This window comes from Mesorhizobium sp. M1D.F.Ca.ET.231.01.1.1, assembly GCF_003999155.2.
GTDB lineage: Bacteria > Pseudomonadota > Alphaproteobacteria > Rhizobiales > Rhizobiaceae > Mesorhizobium.
This window is the reverse complement of sequence record NZ_RZOZ02000001.1, coordinates 1,034,728-1,047,861: the sequence shown is the minus strand read 5'-3', so window position 1 is coordinate 1,047,861 and position 13,134 is coordinate 1,034,728. Positions and strand designations below refer to the sequence as shown.

Sequence of the window (13,134 nt, the reverse complement as noted above, 5' to 3'; positions counted from 1 at the left end):
TCAGTGTCAGGAAAACTTGAACGGGCGGCTTGACGATCGTCCGTAACGGCCTTGTTGTGGAGCCACGCGGTGAGAGGGCCGCATCGGGAGAGGAGACCGCATGAAGCTTGCCACTTTGAAGAACGGAACGCGCGACGGGAAGCTGGTCGTGGTCTCGCGCGATCTGACGCGGTTCACCGACGCTTCCTTCCTGGTGCCGACGCTGCAAGCCGCGCTCGACGACTGGCGCCGCATTGCGCCGCATCTGGCGGCGATGGCGGAATCGCTCGAGACCAACGCGGTGCCTTCGGCGCGCTTTCACGAGCATGACGCGCATTCGCCGCTGCCGCGCGCCTATCAATGGGCCGACGGCTCAGCTTATGTGAACCATGTCGAGCTGGTGCGGAAGGCGCGCGGCGTCGAGATGCCGGCAAGCTTCTGGACCGATCCGCTGATCTACCAGGGCGGCTCGGATTTCTTCATTCCGCCGCGCGACCCGATCCGCATGGCGGACGAGGCTTTCGGCATCGACATGGAGGCCGAAGTCGCCGTCATCGTCGACGATGTGCCGATGGGCGCCGGGCTGAACGAGGCGAGGGACGCGATCCGGCTGGTGATGCTGGTCAACGACGTGACGCTGCGCGCCATCACCGGACCGGAACTGGCCAAAGGCTTCGGCTTCTTCCAGTCGAAACCGTCATCGGCTTTCTCGCCGGTCGCGGTCACGCCGGACGAGTTGGGCGATGCCTGGGATGGCGGCAAGGTCAACCTGCCACTGCTCGCCGATCTCAACGGCAAGCCGTTCGGCCGCGCCAATGCCGGCATCGACATGACCTTCGACTTCCCGGCGCTGATCGTGCATGCCGCAAAGACCCGGCCGCTCGCCGCGGGCACCATCATCGGCTCGGGCACCGTCTCCAACAAGCTCGGCGGCGGCCCGGGCAAGCCGGTTTCGGCCGGCGGCGCCGGCTATTCCTGCATCGCCGAATTGCGCATGATCGAGACCATCGAGACAGGCGAGCCGAAGACGCCGTTCCTGCATTTCGGCGACACGGTGCGCATCGAGATGAAGGACAAGGCCGGACATTCGATCTTCGGCGCCATCGAGCAGAAGGTCGAGAAATACGTCAGATAAGCACGGGCCGGGGAGGAGGCGAAGCGGTGACGTTGCTCGAGCATCTGCGGCGCATGGCGCGCAACAATCTGTGGTCGAACGACCGCCTCTATCGCGCTGTGCTGGCGCTCCAGCCCGGCGAGTTCGAGGCCGAGCGCAACAGCTTCTTCCCATCGATCAAAGAGACGCTCAACCACATCCTTGCGGTGGACGATCTCTATTTCGATTTCCTGACGGACGGCGGTCGGGGCGCCGCGGCCTACGACGACTTCGTGCCCTTCGACAATGGGGCCGACCTGGCGGCGGCCCAAGCCGATTTCGACCACAAGCTCATCGCTTTCTGCGATGGCTTGATGGATGCCGATCTCGACCGCCGCGTCATCACTGATAGGCGCGAGGACGGCATGATCCCCGAACGGATCGGCGACATTCTCGGCCACGTCTTCCTGCATGACATCCACCATCGCGGCCAGGTGCACGCCATGCTTTCCGGCACCTCGGTGGCGCCGCCGCAACTGGATGAATTTTTGCTCGACTATGACGTCAAGCTGAGAAAGGACGAGGTCGAACGGCTCGGGCTGGAAACTTAAGCAAGCGCAACGTTGTAGCGAGCGAAATGCGAGTCAGATGTCAAGATCGTCAGGTTCTCTATCTGCGCCTGCGCGATCAGCAGCCTGTCGAACGGATCGCCATGGTGAGAAGGTAGATCGCCGACTGCGTGCGCGTGCTGCAAGGTAACGGCGAGGGGCTGAAACCGCATCCTCGGAAGCAATGTTGGCAGGTCATCTGGCGCCTGGAGCTTTCCAATTGATCGTTTGATGGCGATCTCCCAAACGCTCGCCGCGCTGGCGAACACCACTGCATCCGATGCGAGGATAGCGCGGTGGTGCTCGCCGAGACGTCGATCGTCCGCAATGGACCAGAGGATAATATGTGTGTCGGCGAGAAACGGGCCGACCGTCATTTGACGTACTCGTCCCATTCGGGACCGAGTTCGTCAAAATCCTCCGCAATCCAGATCTTGCCCTTCAAGGCGCCGATACGCGGCAGCGGCTCTGCTACTGCTGGAGGTACGATACGCGCGGCAACCTTGCCATGGCGCGTGAGCACGATCTCTTCACCAGCTTCCGCTCGGCTGACGAGTTCCGACAATTTGGCCTTGGCTTCGGCGATGGAGACATTCATGGGCGCGTTCCTTTATGACCATAATTTAGGTCATAATTGACCGCACCGCAAGATATCCGCGCGTCGCTTACGCCGCCTTGCCGTCCAGCTTGATCACGCCGCGCTTGATCTGGTCCTGCTCGATCGACTCGAACAGGGCGCGGAAATTGCCCTCGCCGAAGCCCTCGTCGCCCTTCCTCTGGATGAACTCGAAGAAGATCGGGCCGATCACGGTCTTGGAGAATATCTGCAGCAGGATCTTGGTCATGCCGCCGTCGACGACGCCTTCGCCGTCGATCAGGATGCCGTGCTTCTTCATGCGCTCGATCGGCTCGTCATGGCCGTGCACGCGCTCATGCGACATCTCGTAATAGGTGTCGGGCGGGCCGGGCATGAATTTCAGCCCATTGGCTGCAAGCTTGTCGGTGGCCTCGTAGATCGCGTCGGTGCCGACGGCGATGTGCTGGATGCCCTCGCCATTGTACTTCTTCAGGTACTCGGCGATCTGGCTGGTCTCGTCCTTGGACTCGTTCAGGGGAATGCGGATCTTGCCGCAAGGCGAAGTGATGGCGCGGCTGACCAGGCCGGTGATCCTGCCGTCGATGTCGAAGAAATGGATCTGCTTGAAGCCGAACAGGTCGCGATAGAAATCCCACCACTTGTCCATGTTGCCGCGATAGACGTTATGCGTGAGGTGGTCGAGATAGAAGAAGCCGACGCCTTGCGGCTTCGGGTCGCGCTCGCCCAGCCATTCGAACTCGGCATCATAGGCCGAGCCCTTCTCGCCATAGGCTTCGATGAAATAAAGCAGCGAGCCGCCGATGCCGACGATGGCCGGCACATCGAGAGCCTTGTCGGCGTCTTCATAGGGCACAGCACCCTTCGACACGGCATGGTCGAATGCGTGCTTGGCATTGACCACGCGCCAGGCCATCGATGCGGCGCAGGGGCCGTGCTTGTCAACGAACCTCATCGCATGCGAGCCGGGCTCGGCATTGACGACATAGTTGATGTCGCCTTGCCGCCAGACGGTGATGTTCTTCGCGCGGTGCTTTGCCACCGCGACGTAACCCATGCGGGTGAAGAGTTCGGCGAGCTTGGCGGGCTCCGGATGCGCGAACTCGACGAACTCAAAACCGTCGGTGCCGGCCGGGTTTTGCTTGCTGATCTTGGCGGGCGGGGCGTCGTGCGGGAAGGGGCCCATGGCGGTTCTCCGAAAACTGTTGCGGCCGATCTTGGCCATCTTCGCGAAATGATAGCGCCAGATGGTCGCACGGTGCTTGCATTCAACCGCTTGAAATGCTCTTGATGTGCGCAGATCGTGCATGGTTGGAGGAAAATCCATGGATGATGCGCGTGTTGATCAATTTGACCGCAAGATACTGGCGCTGCTGCAGGCCGACGCGCGGCTCACAAACAATGACCTTTCGGAGCGGGTGAATCTCTCGGCCTCGCAATGCTCGCGCCGCCGCCAGCGGCTGGAGGAGGACGGCTTCATCAGAGGCTACCGCGCCGTGCTCGACCGCGACCGTCTGGGCTTTTCGCTGGTCAATGTGATCTCGGTGACCTTGGCCACCCACAATCGCGACAATGCGCGGCGCTTCGGCGAGTTGGTGGCGCGCCTGCCCGAAGTTCAGGAGGCGCATGCGCTGACCGGTGAGATGGACTACATCTTGAAGGTCGTGACGCCCGACCTCAAATCGCTGTCGGAGTTCGTCAACGGCGTGCTGCTGCCGCACGAATCCGTGCAGCACGTGAAGACGGCGATCGTGCTGGAAACATTGAAGGAGACGGGTGCGCTGCCGATTTAGGGCCGACAGATTTTATTGGCTACGTCGGCGGGACAGCGCCCCCCTCTGTCCTGCCGGACATCTCCCCCACAAGGGGGGAGATCGGCCATCACACCGGCTTTCACCAATCTCCTACGTTGCAGAACGAGCGGGGCGCTCAAGCTACCGATCTCCTCCCTAGTGGGGGAGATGGCCGGCAGGCCAGAGGGGGCGCGAAGGATCGCCAACCTGATTGGGAACGCCCGTCACGCCTTCTGCTGCTGGATCAGCCCGTAGAGGTTGGTGCAGCGCGCGCCGGAGCGGCAATAGGCGAAGACCGGGCCTTCGAGCTCATCGAGCGCCGCGGCCTGGTCCTCGACATTGTCCATGGTGATCTGGCCGCTGATGACCGGGATGTAGCGGAAGGCGAGCCCGGCGGCTTCGGCCGCCGCCTGAACGCTCTCGGCCGAGGGTTGGCCCGGCTGCTCATCGTTCGGCCTGTTGCAGATCACGCTTCTGAAGCCGGCATCCTTGATGGCGGCGATGTCCTCGGGCCGGATCTGGCCGGAGACCGAATAATCGTCGCTGACCTGGCGGTATTCCATCGTCTTATCCTCGCAATCTTCCTTGGCTGCAGTCATGCCACTCCAGGGCATGAGCGGCAATCCGTGACGGCGGATTTCTCTGCCAAATAGAGAGTGCGAGCAGGAAAATCCAACCAGGCCGCTTCCCGGCCCGGTTGGATCCTTGGCAGCTCAGCTGCCGAGGATGGCGCCTTTGATCTGGGTGAGGTTGTTGTGCATCATGTCGATATAGGTCGAGGCCGGACCGTCCGAGCCCGACAGCGCATCCGAATAGAGCGTGCCGCCGACCTTGATGCCGGTCTCGCCGGCGATCTGCTCGATCAGCCGCGGATTGGTGATGTTCTCGATGAAGATCGCCGCCGCCTTGTCCTGCTTCACCTGTTCGACCAGCCTGGCGACGTCGGCGGCCGAAGGCTCGGAATCGGTCGAGATGCCTTGCGGCGCCAGGAACGTCAGCCCGTATTCATGCTCGAAATAGCCGAAGGCGTCATGCGAGGTGATCACCACGCGCTTCGCTTCGGGGATCGACTGGATGGCGGCTTTCACTTCGCCTTCCATGGCATCCAGCTTGGTAGTATAGGCGGCGGCGTTGGCCTTGTAGCTGTCGCAGCCCTCGCTGTCGGCCGCGCAGAAGGCATCGGCAATGTTCTTCACATAGATCCTGGCGTTGGCGATCGACTGGAAGGCGTGCGGGTCGGTGACCGTCTTGCCGCCGCCGGTGCCGGCGCCTTCGGCGGCGTCCGCATCGGCGAATTCCGGCTTGAAGTCGATCGGCGTGACGCCCTTGGTGAGCGTCACGATCGCGGCCTTGGTGGCGCTGGCGTCGACCAGGCGCTGCAGGAAGCCTTCGAAATGCAGGCCGTTGACCAGCACCACATCGGCCTTCGCCATCGCCACGGCGTCGGCCGGGCTCGGCTCATAGACATGCGCGTCGCCGTCCGGGCCGACGATAGTGGTGATGTTGACGCGATCCCCGCCGACGTTCTTGGCGAAGTCGGCAATCACCGTGAAGCTCGCCACCACCTTGAGCGGTGCCGCGAAGGCCGACGATGTCGCGACTGCGCCTAATGTTATAACGCTCATCGCTACGGCGGCGCGGAAGGATTTCAGCATCGGGGAGGTCTCCTTAGAGGGCGATTGAGGTCAGGCAGTCCGGTGACGGTGATGAACGATGCGGGCGCGCAGCGCGCCGCGCGAGCCGAACACGATCGAGAAGAAGTAGACGACCCCAGCCGAAAGGATGATCGCCGGGCCGGACGGCAGCGAGGCGTGGTAGGACAGAAGCAGCCCTGCGATACAGGAGGCGAAGCCGATCAGCACCGCCAGCACGCACATCGGCTCGACGCGCACCGTCCAGAAGCGGGCGGCTGCCGCCGGCAACATCATCAGACCGACCGACAGCAGTGTGCCGAGCGCCTGGAAGCCGCCAACGAGATTGAGCACGACTAGGCCGAGGAAGATGAAATGCACCGGGCTACCCATGCGGCTCACCGAGCGCAGGAACAGCGGATCGAGGCATTCGGCGACCAGCGCGCGCCAGAAGACGGCAAGGCTGGCAAGCGTCACCACCACGATGCCGCCGATCAGCGTCAGCGCCTCGTTGTTGAGCGCCAGCACCGTGCCGAACAGCACATGCATCAGGTCGACGCTCGAGCCGCGGATCGACACCATCAGCACGCCGACAGCAAGCGAGATCAGATAGAAGGCCGCCATCGAGGCGTCCTCGCGCTGGATAGTGAAGCGCGATACGGCGCCGGCGCCGAGCGCCACGATGATGCCGGCGATCAGCCCGCCGACCGTCATCGGCAGGATTTCGAGGCCATAGAGCAGGAAGCCGGCGGCCGCACCCGGCAGGATCGCGTGCGCCATCGCGTCGCCCGAAAGGCTCATGCGCCGCAGCATCAGGAAGACGCCGACCGGGCAGGCGCCGAGCGACAGCATCAGCGAGCCGAACAGCGCCCGCTGCATGAAGGCAAAATCGGCGAAGGGTGCGATGAACAGGCCGTAGAGGAAATCCATCATGCCGCCCTCGGTCCGGAGCCGTGGTGGTGATCATGCGTGTGGGCATGATCATGGTGATCGTGCTCATCGTCATGATCGTGCCCGGGATGGTCATGGTCGGGCTCGCACCACGGCGCATTCTCTTCCCAGGCCTCATGGAAGCGCCGCGCCTTGAGCAGGTTTTCAGGCCGCAGCGTCTCGCGCGTCTCGCCCCACGCAACGGGCTGGCGGGCAAGCAGCAGCGTCTCGGGAAAATTCTGCCGCACGAGGTCCAGATCGTGCACGACGACCATGATCGTGCGCTCCTCGCCATGCCAGCGTTTGATGAGCTCGATGAGGTCCCCGACCGTCTTGGCATCGACGGCATTGAACGGCTCGTCGAGCAGGATGAGGTCGGCGTCCTGCAGCAGCACGCGGGCAAACAGCGTGCGCTGCAGCTGGCCGCCGGAGAGCGTGTCGATCGGCCGCTTCTCGAAACCGCCGAGGCCGACGGCCATCAGCGCCTTGCTCACCGACTCGCGATCCTCCCTGGTGTAGCGGCCAAGCATGCCGCGCTTCGGCCAGAGACCCAGCGAGACCAGGTCGACCACGCGCGCCGGAAAACTGCGGTCGAGCTCCGACTGCTGCGGCAGATAGGCGGTGCGCACGCCGGGCGCACGGACGACCGTGCCCTCCATCGGCTTCAGCACGCCGACAATGCCCTTCATCAGCGTCGACTTGCCCGAGCCGTTGGCGCCGACAACCGCGGTCAGCGAACCTTTGCGGACGATGCCGTTGAGGTGATGGATGGCGGGATGGCTGTTGTAGCCGAGCGTCAGGTCGCGGAAGGTCAGGCAGGCATTGGTCATCAGACGTTCCGGGCGGTCCGCTAGAGCGAGTGCATCGTCGATATGTGATGTTATTACATTAGTCAACACGGCAGATCGGCGGAATTGTGTCCCGGCCGGTCAACTCGGCGTGTGCGCAACGGGCGAGGCCAAGCTATTGGCTCAATTGGTTTCGCCTCCGGCGGCCTTGCCCGGAACCGGCCCGGACTCTAAAGAGCAGCGACACCAAAAACGAAGGAACCTTGCAATGAGCATTCGTCGCATCGATGTCGGTCCACGCATGAGCCAAATCGTCATCCATGGCAATACCGTCTATCTGGCCGGCCAGGTTGGCGAGCCCGGCGGCAATGTCGCCTCGCAGACCCGCGACATCCTGAAGACCATCGACGAATTGCTGGCCAAGGCCGGTACCGACAAGACCAAGATCGTGCAGGCGATCATCTGGCTGGCCGACATGGGCACCTTCGCCGAGATGAATTCGGAGTGGGACAAGTGGGTGCCGCAAGGCCACACGCCGGCTCGCGCCACCGGCGAAGCCAAGCTCGCCGGCCCGGAATATCTGGTCGAGATTATTGTTACGGCGGCGATCTGAGGCCTTCTACCTCCCCCTCGTGGGGAGGTCGGGCCGAAGGCCCGGGTGGGGGTCGGCGCAGCCCCGGCCCCGCCGCTTTGCGGCGACACTCCCCACAAGGGGGAGGGTGAAGGGGCGCTACCCCTGCGACGGAGTAAACCTCGCCACCAGCGTGTGGCTTTCCGCCGGATAGATAAAGCGCACGTGAGTGACCGGGTGCTCGGCGCTCCAGGTGCGGCGCTCGACCACCAGGCAAGGGGCGCCGGGGTCGATGTCGAGCGCGTCGGCGATAGCCTCGTAGGCCGCCATGGCGCGGATGCGGTGCTCGGCCTCGCTCCACGGCACGCGGCCGATCAGCCAGGGGCCGGGGGCGATGTCGAGAAATTCTTCCTCGGCCGCCCCGGCCACAGCTGAAAGATTGATCAGGCGCTGCTCGAGCGCGAACGGCCGTTCGCCGGCAAAATGCAGGCTCTCCAGCCAAAGCACCGGACCGGCGGCGGCAAGCCCGAGCAGCGACCGGTCCTCGGCGCTGCTGCGCCGTTTCAGGCGTTCCAGCCGCTCGTAGCAATAGGGCAGGCCAAGCGCCTCGACCTCGATCCTGATGTCGTGCAGCTCCAGCACCGCCGCCTGCGATTGCGGCTGGCGCACGAAACTGCCCGAGCGGCGGCGGCGCTCGATCAGCCCGGCCTTGGCGAGCTGCGACAGCGCCTTGTTCACGGTCATGCGCGAGCATCTGTATTCGGCCGTCAGCTCATGCTCGAAGGGGATGCGATGGCCGGGCGCCCAGGCGCCGGACAGGATTTTCTCGCGGATATCCGACAGGATGCGCTGGTGCAACGAGATGCTTTCGCCGCTTTCCCCGTCATCTGTTTCAACCAGGCTCATTGCGCTTTTCCCTGCTCAGCCTTGCGAAAGCGCGGTCATCACTGTGCGGAACCGCTTGGCAATGGTCTCGCGCTTCGCATGCCTGCCGCCGCTGACCTGCTTTTTGCCATGCACCCAGACGCAATCGATCGTGCTGGCACTAGCGAAGATCCAGGCGTCGAGGACCGCATCGCCCGCCTTGCCGGCAAGCGAGGGATGGCTGGCGTCGAGCGAGACGAAATCGGCAGGACCGCCGGCCGCAATCCGCGACGGACCGGCGCCGAGCGCCTGGCTGCCGCCGTCGAGCGCGGCGTCGAACAGCGCGCGCCCGGCGGAGCCGCCGGCGCGCGCCAAAACGTTGCGGGCTCGGTGGGCGAGGCGCTGCGAATATTCGAGCTGCCTGAGTTCGTCCGGCAGGCCGATCAGCACGTTGGAATCGGAACCGACGCCGAAGCGGCCGCCATGCTCGATGAACAGCGGCGCGGCAAAAGTGCCGTCGCCGAGATTGGCCTCGGTGATCGGACAAAGCCCGGCGATCGCGCCGCTCTTTGCCATGGCGACCGTCTCGGCCTCGGTCATATGCGTGGCGTGGATCAGACACCAGCGCTTGTCCACTGATGCCCGGTCGAGCAGGAACTCGACGGGACGAGCACTGGACCAGGCAACGCAATCTTCCACTTCCTTCACCTGCTCGGCGACATGGATGTGGATTGGACCGTCCGGCGCCATCGCCGCGACCGCGTTGACGTCGTCCGGCGTCGCCGCGCGCAGGCTGTGCGGCGCGACGCCGACGACCGCTTGATTCAAACGGCTAACGCTCTCGCGACTTTTCTCAAGCAACTGTCCGAACCGCTCGACATCGTTGATGAATCGCCGCTGGCCTTCGTTCGGCGCCGCGCCGCCGAAGGCGGAATGGGCGTAAAAGACCGGCAGAAGCGTCAACCCGATACCTGTCTCTGAGGCGGCCGCCCCGATGCGCTCCGCCATCTCGGCGATGTTGGCGTAAGGCCTGCCGTCGCGGTCGTGATGGAGATAGTGGAATTCGCCGACGCGCGAGAAGCCGGCCTCCAGCATCTCGATATAAAGCTGCGCCGCCACCGCCTCGACCTGGTCCGGCGTCATCGACAGCGCGAAGCGGTACATCACCTCGCGCCAGCTCCAGAAACTGTCGGCCGAAGGGCCTCGCAATTCGGCCAGCCCCGCCATGCCGCGCTGGAAGGCGTGGCTGTGCAGATTGGGCATGCCGGAGAGCAGAATGGCATGGCGCTCATCACCCGCCTGCGGCAAGGCGCCCGCTTCGACTGTTGCGATGCGGCCGCCATCAAAAGCAACCCTCACATTGCCTTGCCAGCCATCCGGCAGCAGCGCCTGTTCCGCAAAGATCGCCGTCACGTCCAAACTCCCAAATATGAATGCCCGAGCGACATTATCACTTGCGTCGCGCCCCAATATGTATATACATAATCGTCATCCTTTCAAATGGAAAAGATGATGGGTGGAGAGAACGGAAAGAGCGGACTTCGTCTCTGGCGCAATGCGCGGCTGGCGACCATGGCCGATGGCGCGGCCGGGTTGGGTATCGTCGAAAAGGGCGCGGTTGCCGCGCGCGACGGGCGTATCGTCTTTGCGGGCGTAGAAGCCGAAATGCCGGCGGCGCTAGGGCAAGGCGCCGAGACCGTCGATTGCGAAGGCCGCTGGATCACGCCGGGTTTGATCGACTGCCATACGCATCTGGTCTATGCCGGCAACCGCGCCAACGAATTCGAGATGCGGCTGGCCGGCGCCACCTACGAAGAAGTAGCGCGAGCAGGGGGCGGCATCGTCTCTTCGGTCAAATCGCTGCGTGCCGCCAGCGAGGACGAGCTCGTCGCCCAGACGCTGCCGCGCCTCGATGCGCTGATGGCCGAGGGCGTCACCACCGTCGAGGTGAAGTCCGGCTACGGCCTCGATCTCGACAACGAGAAGAAGTCGCTGCGCGCCGCCCGTCGGCTTGACGGCGAACGGCAAGTGACGATCCGCACGACCTGTCTTGCCGCGCATGCGCTGCCGCCCGAAGCCAAGGGCGACAAGGATGCTTTCATCGATCTCGTCGCCGGCACGATCCTGCCGGCGGTCGCCGCTGAAAAGCTCGCCGACGCCGTCGACGGTTTTTGCGAGGGCATCGCCTTCTCGCCGGAGCAGATTTCCCGCGTTTTCGACAAGGCAAGGGTGCTGGGCCTGCCCGTAAAACTCCACGCCGACCAACTGTCCAATTTGCATGGCGCCGAGCTTGCCGCGCGCTACCGCGCACTGTCCGCCGACCATCTCGAATACACGGATGAGGAGGGCGCCACGGCGATGGCCAGGGCCGGCACGGTCGCGACGATCCTGCCGGGCGCCTATTACTTCATCCGCGAGACCAAGAAGCCGCCGGTCGACCTGTTCCGCCGCCACGGCGTGAAGATGGCGGTCGCCACCGACAGCAACCCCGGCACCTCGCCGCTGACCTCGCTGCTGCTCACCATGAACATGGCCGCGACGCTCTTCGGTCTCACCGTCGACGAATGCCTCGCCGGCGTCACCCGCGAGGCTGCGCGGGCGCTGGGCCTGCTCGACAAGACCGGCACGCTTGAAGCCGGCAAATCGGCCGACCTTGCCATCTGGGACATCGAGCGGCTGGCCGAACTCGTCTACCGCATGGGCTTCAACCCGCTCCATGCCCGCATCTGGAGAGGACAATGACCGAACTGATCCTGAAGCCCGGCAGCGCGACGCTTGCCGACTGGCGTGCCATCTACCGCGGCGCCGTGCCGAAGCTCGACGACGCCTGCCGGCCGAAGATCAAGGCCAGCGCCGAGGCCGTCGCGCGCATCGTCGCCAAGGGCGAGCCGGTCTATGGCATCAACACCGGCTTCGGTAAGCTCGCCAGCGTCCGTATCCCGGCGAACGATCTCGAAACGCTCCAGCGCAACATCGTGCTCTCGCATGCCGCCGGCGTCGGCGAGCCGATGCCGGTCGCGGTGGTGCGGCTGATGATGGCGCTTAAGCTTGCCAGCCTCGCCCAGGGCGCTTCCGGCGTGCGCGCCGAGACCGTCGATCTGCTCCAGGGGATGCTCGCCAACGACGTCATTCCGGTGGTGCCGGCGCAAGGCTCGGTCGGCGCCTCGGGCGATCTGGCGCCGCTCTCGCATATGACCGCGGTCATGATCGGCGTCGGCGAATGCTTCACCCCGCATGGCCGCTTCCCGGCCAAGGTAGCCTTCGTCTCGCATGGGCTGGAGCCGGTCACGCTCGGCGCCAAGGAGGGCCTGGCGCTGCTCAACGGCACGCAGTTCTCGACCGCTTTCGCGCTGGCCGGCCTGTTCGAGGCCGAGACGCTCTACCAGTCGGCGCTGGTCGCCGGTGCTCTGTCGACCGATGCCGCCCGCGGGTCAGACGCGCCCTTCGATCCGCGCATCCACCTCTTGCGGAAACATCGCGGCCAGATCGAGACGGCGGATGCGCTGCGCAATCTGATGGCCGGCAGCGCCATTCGCGAGTCACACCGCGTCGGCGACGAGCGCGTGCAGGACCCGTATTGCCTGCGCTGCCAGCCGCAGGTGATGGGTGCGGCGCTCGACGTGCTGCGCAAGGCCGCCGACACGCTCGAGACCGAGGCCAACGGCGTGACCGACAATCCGCTGATCTTCGCCGAGGACGACACCGCGCTCTCGGGCGGCAATTTCCATGCCGAGCCGGTGGCCTTCGCCGCCGACATGATCGCGCTCGCCGTCTGCGAGATCGGTTCGCTGTCGGAGCGGCGCATCGCCATGCTGGTCGATCCGGCGCTTTCCGGCATGCCGGCATTCCTGACGCCGAAGCCTGGCCTGAATTCCGGCTTCATGATCCCGCAGGTGACGGCCGCGGCGCTTGTCTCCGAAAACAAGCAGAAGGCCTATCCGGCAAGCGTCGATTCGATCCCGACCTCGGCCAACCAGGAAGACCATGTCTCGATGGCCGCCCACGGCTCGCGCCGGCTGCTCGGCATGATCGAGAACGCGACCGCCGTCATCGGCATCGAATTGCTGGCTGCGGCGCAAGGTTGCGATTTCCACGCGCCGCTCGCTTCGAGCGAAGCGTTGGAAGCGGTGCGCAAGCTGGTCCGTTCGGAGGTACCGCATCTCGATAACGACCGGCATTTCCATCCCGACATGGAAAAGGCGATCGCAATGGTGCGCAGCGGAGCCGCGGTGGCTGCCGCCAATGCGATCGTGCTGCCGGGGATTACGTCGTGAGGCGGTAT

Annotated in this window: 15 protein-coding genes; 6 read left to right on the top strand and 9 right to left on the bottom strand. The window is 64.5% G+C overall.

From position 1 onward, the window contains the following. Window positions 1-100 precede the first annotated feature (100 nt). Both EN874_RS05285 and EN874_RS05280 read left to right on the top strand, forming a co-directional pair. A complete protein-coding gene (locus EN874_RS05285) occupies window positions 101-1,114 on the top strand; it encodes a fumarylacetoacetate hydrolase family protein (protein ID WP_127424315.1) in 1,014 nt (337 codons plus the stop codon). A gap of 26 nt (window positions 1,115-1,140) precedes the next feature. Next, window positions 1,141-1,683, top strand: a complete 543-nt coding sequence (locus EN874_RS05280) for a DinB family protein (RefSeq protein ID WP_127424314.1) — start codon at window positions 1,141-1,143, stop codon at window positions 1,681-1,683. Here EN874_RS05280 and EN874_RS05275 read toward each other — a convergent pair. The 3 genes from EN874_RS05275 to hppD all read right to left on the bottom strand — a co-directional run bounded on the left by EN874_RS05275 (window position 1,680) and on the right by hppD (window position 3,461). Beyond that, a complete protein-coding gene (locus EN874_RS05275; RefSeq protein WP_127424313.1) occupies window positions 1,680-2,057 on the bottom strand; it encodes a type II toxin-antitoxin system VapC family toxin in 378 nt (125 codons plus the stop codon). The genes EN874_RS05280 and EN874_RS05275 overlap by 4 nt on opposite strands. Then, on the bottom strand, window positions 2,054-2,278 hold the full coding sequence (locus EN874_RS05270) for a type II toxin-antitoxin system prevent-host-death family antitoxin (RefSeq protein ID WP_127424312.1): 225 nt from the start codon (window positions 2,276-2,278) through the stop codon (window positions 2,054-2,056). Before EN874_RS05270 ends, EN874_RS05275 begins: the two co-directional genes overlap by 4 nt. A 67-nt stretch (window positions 2,279-2,345) precedes the next feature. Continuing rightward, window positions 2,346-3,461, bottom strand: coding sequence for a 4-hydroxyphenylpyruvate dioxygenase (gene hppD / locus EN874_RS05265; RefSeq protein ID WP_127424311.1), 1,116 nt, complete (start codon window positions 3,459-3,461; stop codon window positions 2,346-2,348). Between the two features lie 139 nt (window positions 3,462-3,600). Between hppD and EN874_RS05260 the strand changes: the two genes are divergently transcribed. Beyond that, on the top strand, window positions 3,601-4,068 hold the full coding sequence (locus EN874_RS05260) for an Lrp/AsnC family transcriptional regulator (protein ID WP_127424310.1): 468 nt from the start codon (window positions 3,601-3,603) through the stop codon (window positions 4,066-4,068). 224 nt (window positions 4,069-4,292) lie between these two features. On the opposite strand, the gene EN874_RS05250 is transcribed toward EN874_RS05260, so the two are convergent. The 4 genes from EN874_RS05250 to aztA form a co-directional block, all read right to left on the bottom strand. Next, the gene (locus EN874_RS05250; protein WP_127424532.1) at window positions 4,293-4,631 is read right to left on the bottom strand and encodes a TIGR01244 family sulfur transferase; all 339 of its coding nucleotides are present in this window, start codon (window positions 4,629-4,631) and stop codon (window positions 4,293-4,295) included. Window positions 4,632-4,781: 150 nt separating this feature from the next. Further along, window positions 4,782-5,723 carry a zinc ABC transporter substrate-binding protein AztC gene (gene aztC / locus EN874_RS05245; protein ID WP_127424308.1) on the bottom strand — a complete coding sequence of 314 codons (942 nt, stop codon included), beginning with the start codon at window positions 5,721-5,723 and terminating at the stop codon, window positions 4,782-4,784. A gap of 30 nt (window positions 5,724-5,753) precedes the next feature. Continuing rightward, a complete protein-coding gene (gene aztB / locus EN874_RS05240) occupies window positions 5,754-6,629 on the bottom strand; it encodes a zinc ABC transporter permease AztB (protein ID WP_127424531.1) in 876 nt (291 codons plus the stop codon). Beyond that, the gene (aztA, locus tag EN874_RS05235) at window positions 6,629-7,459 is read right to left on the bottom strand and encodes a zinc ABC transporter ATP-binding protein AztA (RefSeq protein ID WP_127424307.1); all 831 of its coding nucleotides are present in this window, start codon (window positions 7,457-7,459) and stop codon (window positions 6,629-6,631) included. Before aztA ends, aztB begins: the two co-directional genes overlap by 1 nt. A 226-nt stretch (window positions 7,460-7,685) precedes the next feature. Here aztA and EN874_RS05230 point away from each other — a divergent pair, with 226 nt between their 5' ends. Then, window positions 7,686-8,030 (top strand): RidA family protein, encoded by a 345-nt coding sequence (locus EN874_RS05230; RefSeq protein ID WP_127424306.1) that lies wholly within the window; start codon window positions 7,686-7,688, stop codon window positions 8,028-8,030. Window positions 8,031-8,147: 117 nt separating this feature from the next. Here the strand turns inward: EN874_RS05230 and hutC are convergent, their stop codons facing one another. Further along, window positions 8,148-8,894 carry a histidine utilization repressor gene (gene hutC / locus EN874_RS05225; RefSeq protein ID WP_127424305.1) on the bottom strand — a complete coding sequence of 249 codons (747 nt, stop codon included), beginning with the start codon at window positions 8,892-8,894 and terminating at the stop codon, window positions 8,148-8,150. 15 nt (window positions 8,895-8,909) lie between these two features. Further along, complete coding sequence (locus tag EN874_RS05220) at window positions 8,910-10,265, bottom strand: formimidoylglutamate deiminase (RefSeq protein ID WP_127424304.1); 1,356 nt, start codon at window positions 10,263-10,265, stop codon at window positions 8,910-8,912. Window positions 10,266-10,364: 99 nt separating this feature from the next. Here EN874_RS05220 and hutI point away from each other — a divergent pair, with 99 nt between their 5' ends. Both hutI and hutH read left to right on the top strand, forming a co-directional pair. After that, on the top strand, window positions 10,365-11,594 hold the full coding sequence (hutI, locus tag EN874_RS05215) for an imidazolonepropionase (RefSeq protein ID WP_168247358.1): 1,230 nt from the start codon (window positions 10,365-10,367) through the stop codon (window positions 11,592-11,594). Continuing rightward, window positions 11,591-13,126, top strand: a complete 1,536-nt coding sequence (gene hutH / locus EN874_RS05210; protein ID WP_127424302.1) for a histidine ammonia-lyase — start codon at window positions 11,591-11,593, stop codon at window positions 13,124-13,126. The genes hutI and hutH overlap by 4 nt, the downstream gene beginning before the upstream one ends. Window positions 13,127-13,134: the final 8 nt, after the last annotated feature.

What these genes read in the sequence shown, in the direction of transcription:
- EN874_RS05230 (WP_127424306.1), top strand. Translation starts at nt 7,686, where the DNA reads ATGAGCATTCGTCGCATCGATGTCGGTCCACGCATGAGCCAAATCGTC.
- hutC (WP_127424305.1), bottom strand. Translation starts at nt 8,894, where the DNA reads ATGAGCCTGGTTGAAACAGATGACGGGGAAAGCGGCGAAAGCATCTCG.
- EN874_RS05270 (WP_127424312.1), bottom strand. Translation starts at nt 2,278, where the DNA reads ATGAATGTCTCCATCGCCGAAGCCAAGGCCAAATTGTCGGAACTCGTC.
- EN874_RS05285 (WP_127424315.1), top strand. Translation starts at nt 101, where the DNA reads ATGAAGCTTGCCACTTTGAAGAACGGAACGCGCGACGGGAAGCTGGTC.
- hutH (WP_127424302.1), top strand. Translation starts at nt 11,591, where the DNA reads ATGACCGAACTGATCCTGAAGCCCGGCAGCGCGACGCTTGCCGACTGG.
- EN874_RS05275 (WP_127424313.1), bottom strand. Translation starts at nt 2,057, where the DNA reads ATGACGGTCGGCCCGTTTCTCGCCGACACACATATTATCCTCTGGTCC.
- aztA (WP_127424307.1), bottom strand. Translation starts at nt 7,459, where the DNA reads ATGACCAATGCCTGCCTGACCTTCCGCGACCTGACGCTCGGCTACAAC.
- aztB (WP_127424531.1), bottom strand. Translation starts at nt 6,629, where the DNA reads ATGGATTTCCTCTACGGCCTGTTCATCGCACCCTTCGCCGATTTTGCC.
- aztC (WP_127424308.1), bottom strand. Translation starts at nt 5,723, where the DNA reads ATGCTGAAATCCTTCCGCGCCGCCGTAGCGATGAGCGTTATAACATTA.
- EN874_RS05250 (WP_127424532.1), bottom strand. Translation starts at nt 4,631, where the DNA reads ATGGAATACCGCCAGGTCAGCGACGATTATTCGGTCTCCGGCCAGATC.
- hutI (WP_168247358.1), top strand. Translation starts at nt 10,365, where the DNA reads ATGGGTGGAGAGAACGGAAAGAGCGGACTTCGTCTCTGGCGCAATGCG.
- EN874_RS05260 (WP_127424310.1), top strand. Translation starts at nt 3,601, where the DNA reads ATGGATGATGCGCGTGTTGATCAATTTGACCGCAAGATACTGGCGCTG.
- hppD (WP_127424311.1), bottom strand. Translation starts at nt 3,461, where the DNA reads ATGGGCCCCTTCCCGCACGACGCCCCGCCCGCCAAGATCAGCAAGCAA.